The following is a 14,747-nucleotide window of genomic DNA, read 5'->3' on the forward strand; positions in this document are numbered from 1 at the left end:
AATAGTCCATAAAAAATGGCTTTTTTGCGAAAATTGCCTAAGCGGAGTACATAACAGCGGTTTTTCATTCCATCCGACAAACTTCGACGTCCGCCGCGGCGTCCGAAGGAGGCGCCAAGATATGGGGAATATCGTATGCGGGGGAGCGTTGCTGCAATGCAGCTTCGGCGTAGCGCCAAGCTCGCTGATGGTGCTGCCGGCCAATCGCGTCATGACCTCCATGCCGATCGCGAACATCATGGACAACAAGCCGATGGTGAACATCCTGCCGTTCGGCATGTGCAATTCGATGGCCAACCCGATGGTTGCCGCCGCAACCGCAGCCGCGCTTGGCGTGCTTACGCCGATGCCGTGCATACCGGTTACCGCCGCGCCGTGGGCGCCGGGCTGTCCGACGGTGCTGGTCGCCAACATGCCGGCGCTGAACAACAGCTCCAAGTGCATGTGCAACTGGGGCGGCGTCATCCAGATCAATATGCCGGGCCAAATGCAGATCCAGGTCCCATAGCCGGCCGGAACCGGCACACCATCAATTGAAGGAGGGGCGTACGACGTGAGCGACAACGGTTTCGTGAAAACGATGGAAACGATATTCAAGCCGGTTGCGCTGCCCATCATCCGGAACCTGCTCAAACCGCTTCGCGATTTGAAGAAGCTGCCGGGCATCATCATCAAGAAGATCCAGAACTTCTTCAAAACGCTTCTCGGCACCAAAGAAACGTCGCTGCAAAACTACGTCTCCATCGGCCGTTATTACGTGTCCAAACGGGTCGTCGCTTTCGCTTTTATCGGCGTGCTCGTGTTAAGCTTCTTCCTGTTCATCAAACCGCCTCCGCTTGTCAAAAAGTGGTTCTACCCGACCCCGGTCCTGCGCGAAGCTTCCTCCCAAGCGGCCAAATTCAGCGGCAATGCCAAAGTGCTGCCTCCTACCGGCAAGGTCGCCCGCTACAAGGGCAGCCTGAAGGACGGCTTGTACGCCGGCCAAGGCAAGTTGTATGCCGACAACGGGCAGCTGCTGTACGAAGGCGAGTTCGACAAAGGGCTCAAGGCCGGCGGCGGCACGCTTTACGACGACAAGGGCACGCTTCTGTACAAAGGTCAGTTCGCGGCGGACACGATGAACGGGCAAGGCATGGATTTTTATCCCGATGGCAAAATCCGCTACGTCGGCGAGTTCCAGAATGGCAAAATCGGCGGCGCGGGCAAGCTGTTTTTTCCGAGCGGCGATTTGCAATACGAAGGCGCGTTCAGCGCGGGGACTTACGGCGGCGAGGGCAAGCTGTACAACGAATCCGGCGCGCTGCTGTACGAAGGCGCGTTCGCCGAAGGCAAGTATAACGGCGCAGGCAAACTGTACGGCGCGAACAAAGCGATCGTATACGAAGGCGGCTTCAAAAGCGGGTTGTACGCCGGCGACGGCACCGAGTTGTACCCGAACGGTTTTGTGAAGTACAAGGGGGCTTTTGCGGCGGGCGTTTACAACGGCGAAGGCGCGAGCTTCACCGATGCCGGCGTGCCGGTCTACAAAGGCACGTTCGCCGGCGGCAAGCCGAACGGTGTCGGCGAGGCTTACGACAAGGAAGGCAAACCCGTCTACCGCGGCGAGTTCGCGAACGGCGCCTACGAAGGAGTAGGCACGCTGCTCGATCAAGATGGCGGGACGGTGGTCAAAGCGTTTTTTGCGGCGGGGCATGTGCAGCTGCAAAACTTCCTCGGGCTGCCCAGCAAAAAGATCGAAGAAATGCTAGGCAAACCGACGGAAATCGTCGCGCCGGACAGCGCGGTTGCTTCCGACGCTGCGGCGGATGCAGCAGGGTCAGCCGGCGGCGCGGGAACGACGGCGAGCGGCGCAGGAGCCGCGGGCAGCACGGCAGCCGCGGCAGGCAGTGCAGCGACGGCCTCGACGGGAGCTGCCGGAACCACAGCGGCTCCCGTTACTGGCGCCGCAACAACTGCTGCCGCCGACCCGTCCGCAGCAGCAGCCAGCTCCGAGATCGTCAAGCTGACGATGAACTACAACGAGCAGCAGATGGCGTTCACGATCGAAACGACGCCGGAAAATCCGAAGGAGGCGATCGTCACCGGCGTCGCGTTATGGGGCAGCAAGCCGCTGTCCGTCTTCGTCCCGGAGATCGAAACCTTTGCCGATCCGAACAAGCCGAACGCGCTCGGCTACAATCAGTTGGAACTGAAGCGCAATGCCGGCTCGGATGCGTATCTGAACGTTTACTTTAAGGACTCGTTCATGTACACCGTTACCCACCACCGCAAAACCGGCACCGCCAACCAGTTGGAGATCGGCCGGATTTCGAAGGAGTAGGGTGTGACTGAACACTCCGAGGAAAGCAGATTGCACCTGAGCGAGTGTTCAGTCACGCCCTGGACCGGCCAGTTGCCATGAAAGCGTTCTATAGCTTGTAACGAAAACGTAATGTCCGCTTCATCTTCGTTTAACGTTTATCGCCGATAATAAAGAAGACCCCCTTTTTGATATAGATTCACGTTGGACCTGCGAGCCCGTTGCTTGCGGGTCATTTTTTTTGCCGGGAACTACATTCTCCTCATTGCTGTGCTCGATATCGATGTTTAATTTCCAAATAAAGCGCTCTATATCTTGTCATATAAACGTAACGTTGCTTTCATCTTCAGTTAATGTTTGGCCGCGATAATAAAGAAGACCCCCTTTTTGATATAGCATTATCTTGGACCTGCGAGCCCGCTGCTTGCAGGTCATTTTTTTTGGCCTGGGGGGACGATGCCCCCGGCAGGATTACCTTCCTGCTCCTTCCAGATCGTATCGAGCGCCCGGCCATCCGCAGCCGGCAGTTCCACGCCGATCAGCCTGGCGATCGTAGGCGCAACATCAACGATCCTCATCTCCGGAATGGTCAGCCCCGAACGTACCGTCGGCCCGGAAGCGACGAATATCGCTTTCATCTCATCCAGCGTGGGCAGGTACCCGTGCATCCCGTAAAATTTGGCCCGTTGCCGGGCGACATGTTCGCCGTTCGATTCAAAATGCACGAAACAATCCGGCTCCACGACGAAGGCCAAATCCGGACGGAAACGATCCAGCTCGCCTCCCGCGGGCAACCCGATGGAAGGAAATTCGCTTGGCTCGAATATCTTGTGCACCACTCCGGTGCCGGCAAGCGCCGCTCTTGCTTCCTCGCGGAGACGCTCATTGCGTTCCGGGTCGTCCTCCATCACGTACACGTAGCCGGATCCCCCGTTCGATACCGCCATGACGCGACTCTCGTCGGGCCGATCCGGGTCGAACCAGCCACGCTGCCTGAAGAGCACGTTCGGATAGAAGGAACGAATCGTGTCGACGAAGCCATGATCGGATACCACGAAGATCGTCGTCGCGTCCAGCAATTGCTGCCGTTCCAGCTCGGCAATCACTTCGCCGATTCGTTCATCCGTATGCTCGAGCGACCAATATACCTCCTTGGAGCGAGTGCCGTAATCGTGCTGAAGGCTATCCGGCAGCAAGAAGTGCATCATCAGCAGCCGCGGACTTTTCGTCCGGATGAGATATTTGGCGATCTCCGCTGTCAGCCAATCCTGCATCGGCCCCCTGGCATGATCGGTGCTCCACTTGCCGTAACATTCGACCGGAAGTCCGGCCTCCTTCAGCTCCTCCATAAGCCCTGGCGTGCAATACGCATCGAACAGCTCCTGCTCGTAAAATTCGGGGATATTGCTGTCAATCGCTGCCGCCCCTCTGGTGACCGGCCAACAGATTGACGCCGTCGTCCATCCCGAACGTTTGGCCGCATCGTACAAGGTCTCGCAGTTGACGGATTCCTCCTTGCCCCACATCCGGTCGCCAAAATGCTCGCCCACCTGCCCGGTATGCCGATCCACCACCCAATTGCCGAGCACCCCCGTTTTGCGGGGATACGCGCCCGTTGCGAGACTCGTGTGAATTGCCCACGTGGCCGTCGGAAAAACGCTTTCCATCTTGTCCGCCGTCACCCCCTGCCGCATCAGCTTGCGCAAATGAGGCATGCGCACGTGCGGATCGTTCAAGTAATAATGCGCCATACCGTCGATACTGATCAGGAGAACGCGAGACTCTTTGTTGCCAACCAACGTGTTGGTCATTGCCATCCCTCCGGTTTCATTTTGCTGACGTTATACAAGTCAAAGAAAAAAAGAAAGCCCGGGACAACGAAACAAGGACCGTACGGTCCCACTCGTTGCCCGGAGCTTTCTCTTCATCCTCACTCCAAACTTCATCTTGCCGTATGCAGTTATGCGATATCGTCGAAGCCGAGGCTCCACAGCGCCGGGCTGCTTACCGAAAGCGAGGTCGCTCCGGCGGCCAAAGCCTGGGCCGCTTCCGCTTTCGTCTGAATCAGCCCGCTGGCGATAATCGGAATATGGGTCAGTTCATTGGCGAACTGTTCGATTACTTTGGGAATGATGCCGGGCATCAGTTCGATGCCGTCGGGAACGCTTGCTTGCGCCAGCTTCAGCCCGTTCTCCATCGCTGTCGAATCGAGCGCGAACAAATGCAAAATGCCGTACAGCCCTACGCGTTTTGCCTCTTTAATCAAATGCGATTTGGGCGTCACAATACCGTCGGCGCCTGCACAATCGGCGATAAATTCAACCGTCTCCTTGTCGGTGCTGGAAAGGCCGCGGATCAGATCGACATGGACGAATGCGCCCTTGCCGGCGTCTTTCGTCCGCTTCACCGCATCGATCAACTGTTTGACGCTCCCGCCCATGAAGAAGAGGTTGTCCACCGGACTGCCCAGCGCTTGCGGCACATCCGATGCTTGCCTTATGGCAGCGATAATCGGCTTATTGCCAATGGCGTGCAACAGGGGCATAACGAATTCCCTTCTCTTCGCTACGAGTCGATGCGAAACCTATGCTCATTATAGTAAGCCCGATTCAAATAATCAATCACTAGTTGGCCCCTGATTGAGCCCGTCTATTTTTTCATTTTGATAATGGCGCCTAAGAAAACGAGCGGATGCTCAATCAATTGGTCCAAATCAACCGGATCTGCCAAGCCGTACATTTCCGCACAACTGAATACCGCAAGAAAAGGCAGAAGACCCAAAGCGAGTATGCCTATGACGACTCCGATCGAGACAGAGCGAATCATTCTAACTCTACTCATCCCGCATCCCACTCCCGCCGTTTCGTTCATTGCCGTTCTCTGCATTGTATGTTGCGAGGACGAAGGCGAGACGACTTTTTTTCCCCGGCGGCTGATGAAGAAAAAACCTCCCGTTCCTTTGCGCCATTCCTCCGACCAATCGGATGATAGACGCAAAAGCGCGGAAGGTTTTCCAATCCAATTACGACAAGCCGTTCGCAGCTTCGCGCTGCAGCAGCACTTCACGCTCATAACGTTTGACTTCGGCCAGCCAGGCTTCCCGCACGGGAACGTTCATGGTTTCGCAGTAGTAATCCCATACCGCGCCGAACGGATACGTTTTAAATTCCTCCGCAAGCGCCAGACGCGTCGTATAGTCGCCTTCCAGCTCGGCTTGCTTGAGCGCTTCGACCGGCTCCAGCATGGCGCGCAGCAGCGATTTGATCGTGTTGCGCATGCCGATGACCCAGGCGGCCACCCGGTTGATGCTCGCATCGAAGAAGTCGAGGCCGATGTACGTTTTGCCCAGCAGGTCGTGACGAACCAGTTCGCGGCCGATGTCCAGCAGCTCGTCGTCGAGGATGACGACGTGGTCGCTGTCCCAACGCATCGGGCGGCTGACGTGCAGCAGGATGCCGTCCGCGAATAAGGCAAGCGAAGACAGCTTGTTCGAAATCGTCTCCGTCGGGTGGAAATGCCCCGCGTCCAGACAGATCAGCTTGTTCCGCGTAATGCCGTAGCCCATGTAAAATTCATGGGACCCGACCACGTAAGCTTCCGAGCCGAGGCCGAACAGCTTGCTTTCCACGGCATCGAGATTGTGCTTCGGATCGAGCTTCTCCGCGAACACTTCGTCGAGCGATTCCAGCAGCCGCTGCCGCGGCGCCATCCGGTCGGCGGGAATATCCTTGAAGCCGTCGGGAATCCACACGTTGGTCACGCAAGTTTGCCCGAGCTGCTCGCCGAAAAACGCGCCGATCGTCCGCGACGCCTTGCAATGGTCGATCCAGAAGCGGCGAATGTCCGGGTCCGGATGGCTGAGCGTAAAGCCGTCCTTCGATTTTTCGTGGGAGAAGCAGGTCGGGTTGAAATCGAGCCCCAGCCCTTGATCTTTTGCCCAATCGACCCACGTCTGAAAATGCTTCGGCTCCAGCTTGTCGATCTCGACCTTCTCTTCCGTGTCGGCGTAAATGGCGTGGAGGTTCACCTTATGTTTGCCGGGGATGAGGGACAGCGCCTTCTCCAGGTCGCTCCGCAGCTCGGCCGGCGTCCGGGCGGCGCCCGGGTAGGAGCCTGTTACAGAGATGCCGCCGGTCAACTCCTGGTCGCGGTTGAGAAATCCCCGCACGTCGTCCCCTTGCCAGCAATGCATGGAAATTTTGATTGCCGCCAGCGCCTGCAGCGCCTGATCGGTATCGATGCCGTGCTGGCTGTAAAGCGCTTTGGCATTTTCATACCTTTGTTTGATCGTCTCGTCCATCGTCTTCATCCCTCCAAATATAGGGCAATATAGGGAGTTTAGCTTGCTAAACTCTCTCTGCTTGCTTGCTAAACTCTCACTGCTAACGGATTGGCTCGTCTTTCCGTCATTGTAGACCAAATAACCACGATCCGAAATATCCGGATGCAATCATATCATTATCCTTTTCAAACCTCGTGCCAGCCGAAACGGATCGTGGTAAAATCGGGGAGACGACGACAAGAAGCGAAAGCGCAGGTGATTCACTTGAACGAACGGGAGCTGGACGAGCTGCTGCGAACGAAGAACGAGCTGGAACAGGCGGCGTACGCCGAACCGCGCCGCCTCGTGTTCGAAGGCGACGAACTTTCCATCCCTTATCTTGCTTCTGCGGAATCCGTCGAATCCGCCGAAACGGCTGCGCCGGATATCGTACCGGAAAGCTTCCTTCTCGATCCCGGCCAAAAAATCGCCTTCTCCAAACACCCGCGCTATGCGTACGTTCGGGACCACCGGCATTCGTTTATCGAGTTGAATTACGTGTACTCCGGCTCGTGCACCCAAACGATCAACGGCAACCGCGTCACGATGCGCGAAGGCGAAATTTGCCTGCTGGATACCAATGTGGTGCATTCCTTCGAGCCGGCCGGCGATGACGACATCGTGATCAACTGCATCATGCGCACCAGCTATTTCAATACCGATATGCTCGGCCGGTTGTCCGGCAACGATATTTTGTCCCATTTTTTCATCGATGCCGTTTACCGCAGCACGGAGCGGGGCAAATATTTGCTGTTCCCCACGCACGGCAACGACAAGGCCCGGCAATGGATAATCGGCGCGCTTGGCGAATTTTACGATCCGGGCCTCTGTTCGGCGGAAGCGATCAACAGCTTCATGGCGCTGCTGTTCTGCGAGCTGCTTCGCGTGTACCGCAAGCAGCGCGGCACGGACGGACAAGGAAACAAGGGGATCGCCGCCCTGGCGGATATACTCACTTATCTCGAAAGCAACTATCGGGACGTCACGCTCGAATCCGCGGCGCAACATTTTCATTTTCATCCCAATTACTTGAGCCGGGTGCTGAAACAATCGACCGGGCAAAGCTTTATCCGGATTCTGACCGACGTCAAAATGAAAAAAGCGCGGATTCTGCTGGAAAACACCGACTTCCCGGTCGGCAAAATCGCCTCCGAAATCGGCTACTCCAATGTGAAGTTTTTTTACGACCGCTTCAAGGAGGCGTGCGGCGTGACCCCCGGCCTTTACCGCCAGCAAGCCCGGGACAACGATCGCCGCGGCCTGTAGCGCCCGAGAGCGGCTACAGCGATCCGTTCAGCAGCACGACCGGCACGAGCATTACCGTCGGCTTGCCGTCCAACGTCAGCTCGATCGCAAAACGAACGGCCGGCTCCACGACCGTTTCGGCGATTAGCGCGAATTCGATCCGCTGCCTGCCGCCGAAGGGGCCGACGAACCGTTTGCCGGACGGGGCCGGCGCCACCTGCCAGGAAACGTCCGGCAGAAACCAGCGTACATTGACGCATTCCGCCGTCTTGCCGTTGTTGACGATCGTCAGCGCAAGCGACGTCGGCGTTCTGCCGCGCGCATAAGGGCCGTCCGTGTACTCGATCCTCGCTTCCCAATGATCGAACCGGCAGACGGGGCCGCGGGAACTGGCATACACCGGCTCGGCGCCTTCGCGCGCGAGCAGCTTCGCTTCGTCCCTATCGCTCCGATCGGTCGGCAGCGATTCGGACAACGTGACGCCGGCAGTCCCCGCGTGACGAAGCAGCACCTGCCGCGCGATCCGCTCCACGCGATCCGCCAGTTCGTCGATCGTGGCCGGAATTTGCCCGCCCAGCTCGCCCATGTTCAGGCATATCGTCTTGATGCCGCGGCCGATCGGCGCCATCCAGGCGGACGGCAGGGAATCGATGCCGCCGATGATGCCGAAGATCGAGCCAAGCGTTGCGGCTGTGCAGTCGGTATCTTCGCCGCAATTGACGGCGATGCACAACGATTCGCCAAAATCGCCGCGGCCGTACAGCCAGGCGATGACGACGATCGCCGCATTGGAAGGCGCGTCCATGCCGACCGGGCCGTCCGCGAAGCCGCGGGCCCGGTCTTCGTCGGAGATGCCGGCGTACGTCATGTAGTGGCCGCGATAGCGGGCGAGGATGGCGTTTCTCGCCTCGACCCAGCTTCCCCCTTCGCGGTGCAGTTCGATCGCATCGCGTATCGCCCGCGCCACCAGGCAATCCTCGGGGATGTACGAAAGCCCGATGCGGATCAGCGCGCCGGGGTCGTGCTCCACGAATGCGGCGCTTTCCAGCGCGGCGAAAAACAGCTCCGCGTACATCCCTTCCCCATGGCCGTGATCGACGATGGCATCTTCATAGGCGTAACGAACCGCGATGTCCGGACAGCCCGGCGCGATGCAGGCCCAAATTTCCGAGCGAATGAAGGCGCCGCAGCTGTCGCGGTAAGGGTTGTTTTCATCGCCGCTGAGCGGGGGCATGAGGCCGGCGCGCAGATTTCTTTTGGCGTTGCCGTATTCCATCCAGTGAGGGGTAATGTAGAGCAGCCAGTATTCGGCCAGCGTGCCGGCGCTCAGGTCGATGCCGCGCTCCTCGAGCGCAACCAGCCAGATGAGCTGCAAATCGAGATCGTCGTTAGGCAGCGGTTCGCCGTTCAACGGCTGCGTATAGAAAGTCACGGCATTGAGCTGCCGTTTCCATTCGAACGGGGCGCCGAGCGTACCGCCGATGTTTTTGCCCATCCAGCAGCCCAGCAGCTTGTTGCGGTACTCTTGTTGCGAAAGGTTCACGCGGGTTTACCTCCGGTTTCGTTTCCTTCCATTATGAAAGGCCGGCATTCCCGGCGTAAATAGCGCGATTTCCGGATCGATTGCTTTCTGATATCCTCTTTTTGAGCCAGCTTGCAACCCTATACGTTGGCCTACGGCCGATTGTTGATCATCGCCGAGCGCGCCTGGATGCTTATGGCGTAATCCGTGGGGGGCATGCCGGTGATTTTCTTGAAGTCCCTGGAAAAATAATGAACGCTGCTGTACCCGAGCCGCTCGGCGATTTCCGTCATGCTGCTCGTCTCTTCGCGGATGATCACCTTGGCCTGCTCGGCGCGGACTTGGCGCACGTAATCGGAGATGCCGCAGTCGAACCGTTTTTTGAACGTGTCGTACAGATGCGTTCGGCTTACCACAAACTTGCGGCATAACGACGGGATCGACAGGTCGCCGCCCAGATTGTCGTCAATGTGCCGGATCAGACGGTGCGGACGGCGGTCCACTGGCGGCGAACGAGCTTGACCGCCGCATTGCCGATGCGCGCAGCGAGCTCTTGAGGCTGCTGGCAGACGCCGGTCTGGCGGCGGTATAGCCGGCTGCCGGAGCTTGCCGGACGGGCGGAAATTTCGGCGAATCGTGTTCCGGAATGGCCGAATCGCTTTCCATTTTGGCATGCATGGGAATGACTAGCATCTTAACATAGAGAGGTGGTGGATACGGACCACTCGTATATTGGGAAAAGAGAGGGCTGCGTCATGATCATCGATGCACATAACCATCCCGACTGGTACGGCTTTTCGGTCACAAGGTTTCTGCAAAATATGGAACAATACAACATCGACCGCACCTGGTTATTAAGCTGGGAAGCGCCACAGGATGAATACAACCCGTCCTACTATGCGGTCCTTCCCGACCATGACGGAACCGGACCCATATCGTTTCAGCGATGCGTGGCTTATGCGGAACGGTACCCGGAAAAATTCGTCCTCGGCTATGCGCCCGACCCGCGTCGTCCGGATGCCATCGATCGTTTGAAGTCCGCCATTTCCTTATATGGCGTGCGGATCTACGGGGAAATCAAGCTGCGCATGATGTACGACAACCCGGATGCGATCCGGCTGTTCCGCTTCTGCGGCGAGAAAGGCTTGCCCGTGGTTGTGCATATCGATTACGAATTTGACACCGGTCAGCAGTATCCACGGCCCAATTGGTGGTACGGCGGCGGGATCGAAGCGTTCGAACGCGCGGTCAAAGCGTGTCCGGAGACGATTTTTTTGGGCCATGCCCCGGGCTTCTGGGCCCATATTTCCGGTGACGACCAGTATGACAAAGTCGCATATCCGGAAGGCAAAGTGATACCCGGAGGCAAAGTTGTCTCCATGCTGCGGCAATACCCCAATCTTTACTGCGACATCTCTGCCGGCTCCGGCCATCGGGCGCTGAACCGGGACCATGAGTTTACCAAACAATTCCTGCTTGAATTTCAGGATCGGATTCTGTACGGGCGGGATTATTTCGATAATATCCATCAGGAGCTGCTTGACTCGTTGCACCTGCCCGAGCAGGTGCTTGCCAAAATCTACTCCGGCAACGCATTGAAGCTGGTGCCGCTGGAAGTTCGCGGCTAACCGACGCCGAGGATCCAGCCTTCCTGCTGCGCGGCGATTTGCTTTTCGTCTTCCGTCAGCGTGTTCATTTGCAGGTAACGGTCCAATGTGCCGTTCCCGTCCCGCTCGTTTAGCCAGAGGGCGATGACGAGCGCGTCCTGTGCGTCACGCGGCCAATCGCGGGGAAAATCGTCGCGCCGCTTGTAGCGCTGATACAGCAGCGCGGGATACACCTCCGCCAGCACGCCGGCGTCCGGGGCCGGCTCCCAGCCGTCGTACGGCCATACGTGGAGGCGCTCCCGCGCCGCCGAGCGCAATTCGTAAATCCACGGCAGCCCCGCATGCGTCGAATAGGAGACGGCGCCGGTTTTTTGCTCGAAGTTGAACGCGCTTTTGGCCGAGGAGGTGTATGTTTCCGTCACCCTCAGCTCGCCGGGATTCTCATAAGGCGGCACCTGCTCGCGGCAACTTGCCACCGACATCGTCTTCGTGTTCCACAGCGCCTGGAAGTGGCGCAGAAATTCGTCCCAGTCCCGCAGTCCATGCCTCTCGAAGTAAGAGCGCGGGACGGACAAGTTGTGGTCGATGCCGATCATCACCCTGTCGCCGCACCCGGCCGTCAGCGTTTCGCGCATATACAGAAACAGCTCGCTGCGCGACCAATTGAACGTTGCCGCCCGGCTGTCCGCCGGAGCGATGCGCCGGAAGCGCCCTTCCCGATCGACCTCCGCCACCTGAATCCCCGCCGTCCGCTCGTACGGCAGCCCCCTGCCCGAATAGTCGATGCCGATATACCGGTCAAAACGCATCATGCATGTCCCCTTTCTCTTCGTCTTTGTCAGGGCCATCGATTCTCCCCTGCCTGATGCGGCTTCCCAGTAGTATACCATGGTCTTCCAGAGGCAATCGATTGGAATTGGTTCGCACCGGCTTCGGTGAATACGCGGATGAGGCTCTCCCGGCATCGCCGCCTGCCTGTTTGTCGCACTATGCTACGTTGCGTTCCTCCGTGGGTTGTGGCATAATTTTACTATTCAAACGATGATCAGGCGGCAAAGCATGCCCCGTTTCCTTTCCAACGACCGGAAAGGAGCCGGGGCTTTTTGATGTTTGATTGCGCTTGGTGCGTATGCGAAGAAATACGGGAATGCGAGGGGGACGCGGAATGAGTTTTCAGGTGGAGCACGACAGATGGATAAGCGATCATTTGCGGCGACGAAACGGCGAGCGGCTCGATGCCCTGAAGCGGGGTCACGGTTACGGGAATCGGTTGTTCGCCTTGCAAGTGTGGTGGCCGCTCGTGGGACATTTTCACGGTCTGCATCCGGAATATGAGGTGAAAGACTGGCGCGGAAGATCCTATTTTGTCGATTTCATGTGGGTGATCGGAGCCGTGCGCATCGCGTTCGAAATCATGGACTTCGGCTCCCACGGCACGGACCGGACGAAGTATCGCATGGACTTGAACCGGGGACTTTTCATTCAGGCGCAAAACTGCGCGATCCACTACATCGCCCTGGACGAGCTGAAAGAAAATCCGGCGTTTATTTTATCCGCATTGCAGCAGATTTTGTCCCCGTACTTGTCGGCCGAGAGCAGTGCAAGAAGATCGGGAGGGCGATCGTACTCCAAGATCGAGCGCGACTTGATGCGAGCGGCGATTCGGGGCAATCGTGTCATTCGCCCGGCCGCAGCCGCTCGGGAGTTGGAGCTTCATACGATGACGGTCATCAAGCATTGCCGCGTGCTGGTGAATAAAGGCAAGTTTCGCGCCGTGGCACAGGGGGAATCCGGGCGGGTGACCTGCTACGAGTATATCGGCTCCATTCAAAGCCCGGATTTGGTGTAGCCGTAGCCGTCCGCCGTGCGATTGGTGCGCTAACCCGCTGCAGAATTATATATGAAAAATCATATATAATTCCTGTCGAAGCGTCGAAATGGACGAATATATATGAAAAATCGCATATAATTGGTCGTTTGGCGCGTTTGGCGGCAATTATATATGAAAAATCATATATAATTGCCGGGCGGGCAGGGCCGTAGGGTACGGCGCATCGGGCGGGGGGGGCGGAGCCGGTTGGATACGGCGCATCGGCAGGCCGGGGTGGGCGGAGCCGGTCGAGCGCGGCGCACCGCTCGGGCAGGGATTAACCCCGCCCGCCGGCTCTCGCCCGGTTCAGCGGGGCCCCCATCCTATTGCAGCACCAGCTCTTCGATCGGCGCTACGCCGCTCAAGCGTTCGAACATTTCGATCCGGGCGTCATTAAGCGGCTTGTCCGCCGCAGGAACGGATCCGCCCGGCGGATTGACCGCCCGAACGACAAACTCGCTGAAATTGAAATGATACGGCGCGCCAACTTCGCGCAAGGCGTTCATTTCCCGCAGGACCGCGTTATCCTTCTCGGAAATGCCGTTGTAAATCCCCGTCACCAGCCCGTCCGCAAATCCGGCTTCATGCAGCAATCCCATGATTTCCGTATATGTTAATGCGGCCAGCTGCTCCCGGCGAATCGTGCCGTCTAGAAGCGCATACAGCACATGCGGCTGCTGCAAATTGGGCACGGTAGCCAGCAGCACGCCGTCCGGCTTGAGCAGCTCGCGCGCCCGTTTCAGCAAGGCAAGGTGATCAGGGAAACGATGCAACTGATTGTGAATAAAAAGCACGTCAAAATAGCCGACAGGCAGTATCTCGTACATCATCTTCACATCACCTTGCAGAGCCGTCGCGAACAAGCCGATCGATCGCGCTCCCCCCTCCCGCTCCTCGATGCCGAACAGCTTGGCGTTCGGGTAATGGTAGCGGGCTTTCATCAATGTGCCTCCCGCCTTGGCGCCCACCTCCAGAATGCGATGCGGCTCGTTGCGGGCTTTGCGGATCAGGTCGACGATGTCGAAGCGAATATGCGTATCGTGCGCAGCCTCAAAATCCCATTTGGCCGCAAACTTCCGCCCGTTCGTTTCCAACAGCCGGTGAAACCGCTCGCGTTGTTCCCCGAACGACACACTGCCAAAATGATGAATGAACGTATCCTTGCACAGCAGCAAGCGAAACCCTTCCCGCCTGATGCGATAAGACAAATCGTCGTCCTCGTAATTGCCGGGGGTAAACTGTTCGTCGAGCGGTCCCACCCGGTTCATCACGTCGCGGCGTATCATCAGATTGTAGCCGATCAATCGCAAACGTTCTTCCCACAGCAGAGGGTTGGATACATTGTATTTGGCAGCGAATCGCTGCATTTCGTCCATGTCCCGGTACGTCACCGGGATTTCCTGAAAGTTGGAACAGCTGTTCGTCACCGTGCCGACTGCCCCAATGGTATCGCCGCTGGCAAAACAGGCCAGCATGTTCGTCAGCCAGCGCGTCGTTACGATCGTATCGTTGTTGAGCAGCAAGATGTAGTCGCCGCGGGCAAGCTCAATCCCTTGGTTGCACCCGCGGGGAAACCCGGCGTTGTCGTCATTCAGCACGACACGGATGTCCTCCTGCTCCAGCAGCCAGTCCCTCGTCCCGTCGCCGGATTGATTATCGATCACGATGATCTCGTAGCTTCCCGGCTCCGTATACTGCCGGATGCTGGAGATGCACGCCTGCGTGTAGTCCAATTTGTTGTAGGTAACGATGATGATGCTGGTCAGCAATTCGCTCACTCCTGTATCGGTCCTTCTTCATGGTCATGACCCCATTGTGACGGAACATCGGCCCGGTTGACAAGCGGTGTTCATGGCAAATTCGAAACAATTCTAAATTTGCGA

At 57.8% G+C, this 14,747-nt stretch carries 13 protein-coding genes; 5 read left to right on the plus strand and 8 right to left on the minus strand.

Features of this window, described 5'->3' with window-relative positions:
• Positions 1-121 precede the first annotated feature (121 nt).
• A complete protein-coding gene (locus tag EXY20_RS10975) occupies positions 122-508 on the plus strand; it encodes a DUF4280 domain-containing protein (protein WP_135550759.1) in 387 nt (128 codons plus the stop codon).
• A 45-nt stretch (positions 509-553) separates the two neighbouring features.
• Entirely contained in the window at positions 554-2,320 is a 1,767-nt protein-coding gene (locus tag EXY20_RS10980) for an MORN repeat-containing protein (protein ID WP_135550762.1), read from the plus strand.
• A gap of 410 nt (positions 2,321-2,730) precedes the next feature.
• Here the strand turns inward: EXY20_RS10980 and EXY20_RS10985 are convergent, their stop codons facing one another.
• From EXY20_RS10985 to rhaA, 4 genes are all read right to left on the minus strand, one after another.
• Positions 2,731-4,110: an alkaline phosphatase family protein gene (locus tag EXY20_RS10985; protein ID WP_167859161.1), complete on the minus strand. Its 1,380-nt coding sequence runs from the start codon at positions 4,108-4,110 to the stop codon at positions 2,731-2,733.
• 149 nt (positions 4,111-4,259) lie between these two features.
• Positions 4,260-4,844 (minus strand): glycerol-3-phosphate responsive antiterminator, encoded by a 585-nt coding sequence (locus EXY20_RS10990; protein WP_135550767.1) that lies wholly within the window; start codon positions 4,842-4,844, stop codon positions 4,260-4,262.
• 104 nt (positions 4,845-4,948) lie between these two features.
• A complete protein-coding gene (locus EXY20_RS10995) occupies positions 4,949-5,170 on the minus strand; it encodes a hypothetical protein (protein ID WP_135550769.1) in 222 nt (73 codons plus the stop codon).
• Between the two features lie 151 nt (positions 5,171-5,321).
• Positions 5,322-6,599 (minus strand): L-rhamnose isomerase, encoded by a 1,278-nt coding sequence (gene rhaA / locus EXY20_RS11000; protein ID WP_135550771.1) that lies wholly within the window; start codon positions 6,597-6,599, stop codon positions 5,322-5,324.
• Positions 6,600-6,836: 237 nt separating this feature from the next.
• Here rhaA and EXY20_RS11005 point away from each other — a divergent pair, with 237 nt between their 5' ends.
• Complete coding sequence (locus EXY20_RS11005; RefSeq protein WP_167859162.1) at positions 6,837-7,886, plus strand: AraC family transcriptional regulator; 1,050 nt, start codon at positions 6,837-6,839, stop codon at positions 7,884-7,886.
• A 13-nt stretch (positions 7,887-7,899) separates the two neighbouring features.
• Here EXY20_RS11005 and EXY20_RS11010 read toward each other — a convergent pair whose 3' ends face one another.
• A complete protein-coding gene (locus EXY20_RS11010) occupies positions 7,900-9,408 on the minus strand; it encodes an ADP-ribosylglycohydrolase family protein (RefSeq protein ID WP_135550777.1) in 1,509 nt (502 codons plus the stop codon).
• A 131-nt stretch (positions 9,409-9,539) separates the two neighbouring features.
• Positions 9,540-9,890, minus strand: coding sequence for a helix-turn-helix transcriptional regulator (locus EXY20_RS11015; protein WP_167859163.1), 351 nt, complete (start codon positions 9,888-9,890; stop codon positions 9,540-9,542).
• 252 nt (positions 9,891-10,142) lie between these two features.
• Between EXY20_RS11015 and EXY20_RS11020 the strand changes: the two genes are divergently transcribed.
• Positions 10,143-11,015, plus strand: a complete 873-nt coding sequence (locus EXY20_RS11020; RefSeq protein ID WP_135550782.1) for an amidohydrolase family protein — start codon at positions 10,143-10,145, stop codon at positions 11,013-11,015.
• Here the strand turns inward: EXY20_RS11020 and EXY20_RS11025 are convergent.
• Positions 11,012-11,806, minus strand: a complete 795-nt coding sequence (locus EXY20_RS11025) for a hypothetical protein (protein WP_135550784.1) — start codon at positions 11,804-11,806, stop codon at positions 11,012-11,014. The genes EXY20_RS11020 and EXY20_RS11025 overlap by 4 nt on opposite strands.
• 353 nt (positions 11,807-12,159) lie before the next feature.
• Between EXY20_RS11025 and EXY20_RS11030 the strand changes: the two genes are divergently transcribed.
• On the plus strand, positions 12,160-12,843 hold the full coding sequence (locus EXY20_RS11030) for a hypothetical protein (RefSeq protein ID WP_135550786.1): 684 nt from the start codon (positions 12,160-12,162) through the stop codon (positions 12,841-12,843).
• A 344-nt stretch (positions 12,844-13,187) separates the two neighbouring features.
• Here EXY20_RS11030 and EXY20_RS11035 read toward each other — a convergent pair whose 3' ends face one another.
• Complete coding sequence (locus EXY20_RS11035; protein WP_135550788.1) at positions 13,188-14,642, minus strand: glycosyltransferase; 1,455 nt, start codon at positions 14,640-14,642, stop codon at positions 13,188-13,190.
• Positions 14,643-14,747 lie beyond the last annotated feature (105 nt).

Source organism: Paenibacillus cymbidii, from assembly GCF_004764705.1.
GTDB lineage: Bacteria > Bacillota > Bacilli > Paenibacillales > NBRC-103111 > Paenibacillus_AN > Paenibacillus_AN cymbidii.

What these genes read in the sequence shown, in the direction of transcription:
- EXY20_RS10975 (WP_135550759.1), top strand. Translation starts at nt 122, where the DNA reads ATGGGGAATATCGTATGCGGGGGAGCGTTGCTGCAATGCAGCTTCGGC.
- EXY20_RS10985 (WP_167859161.1), bottom strand. Translation starts at nt 4,110, where the DNA reads ATGACCAACACGTTGGTTGGCAACAAAGAGTCTCGCGTTCTCCTGATC.
- EXY20_RS10990 (WP_135550767.1), bottom strand. Translation starts at nt 4,844, where the DNA reads ATGCCCCTGTTGCACGCCATTGGCAATAAGCCGATTATCGCTGCCATA.
- EXY20_RS10995 (WP_135550769.1), bottom strand. Translation starts at nt 5,170, where the DNA reads ATGAACGAAACGGCGGGAGTGGGATGCGGGATGAGTAGAGTTAGAATG.
- rhaA (WP_135550771.1), bottom strand. Translation starts at nt 6,599, where the DNA reads ATGGACGAGACGATCAAACAAAGGTATGAAAATGCCAAAGCGCTTTAC.
- EXY20_RS11020 (WP_135550782.1), top strand. Translation starts at nt 10,143, where the DNA reads ATGATCATCGATGCACATAACCATCCCGACTGGTACGGCTTTTCGGTC.
- EXY20_RS11025 (WP_135550784.1), bottom strand. Translation starts at nt 11,806, where the DNA reads ATGATGCGTTTTGACCGGTATATCGGCATCGACTATTCGGGCAGGGGG.
- EXY20_RS11030 (WP_135550786.1), top strand. Translation starts at nt 12,160, where the DNA reads ATGAGTTTTCAGGTGGAGCACGACAGATGGATAAGCGATCATTTGCGG.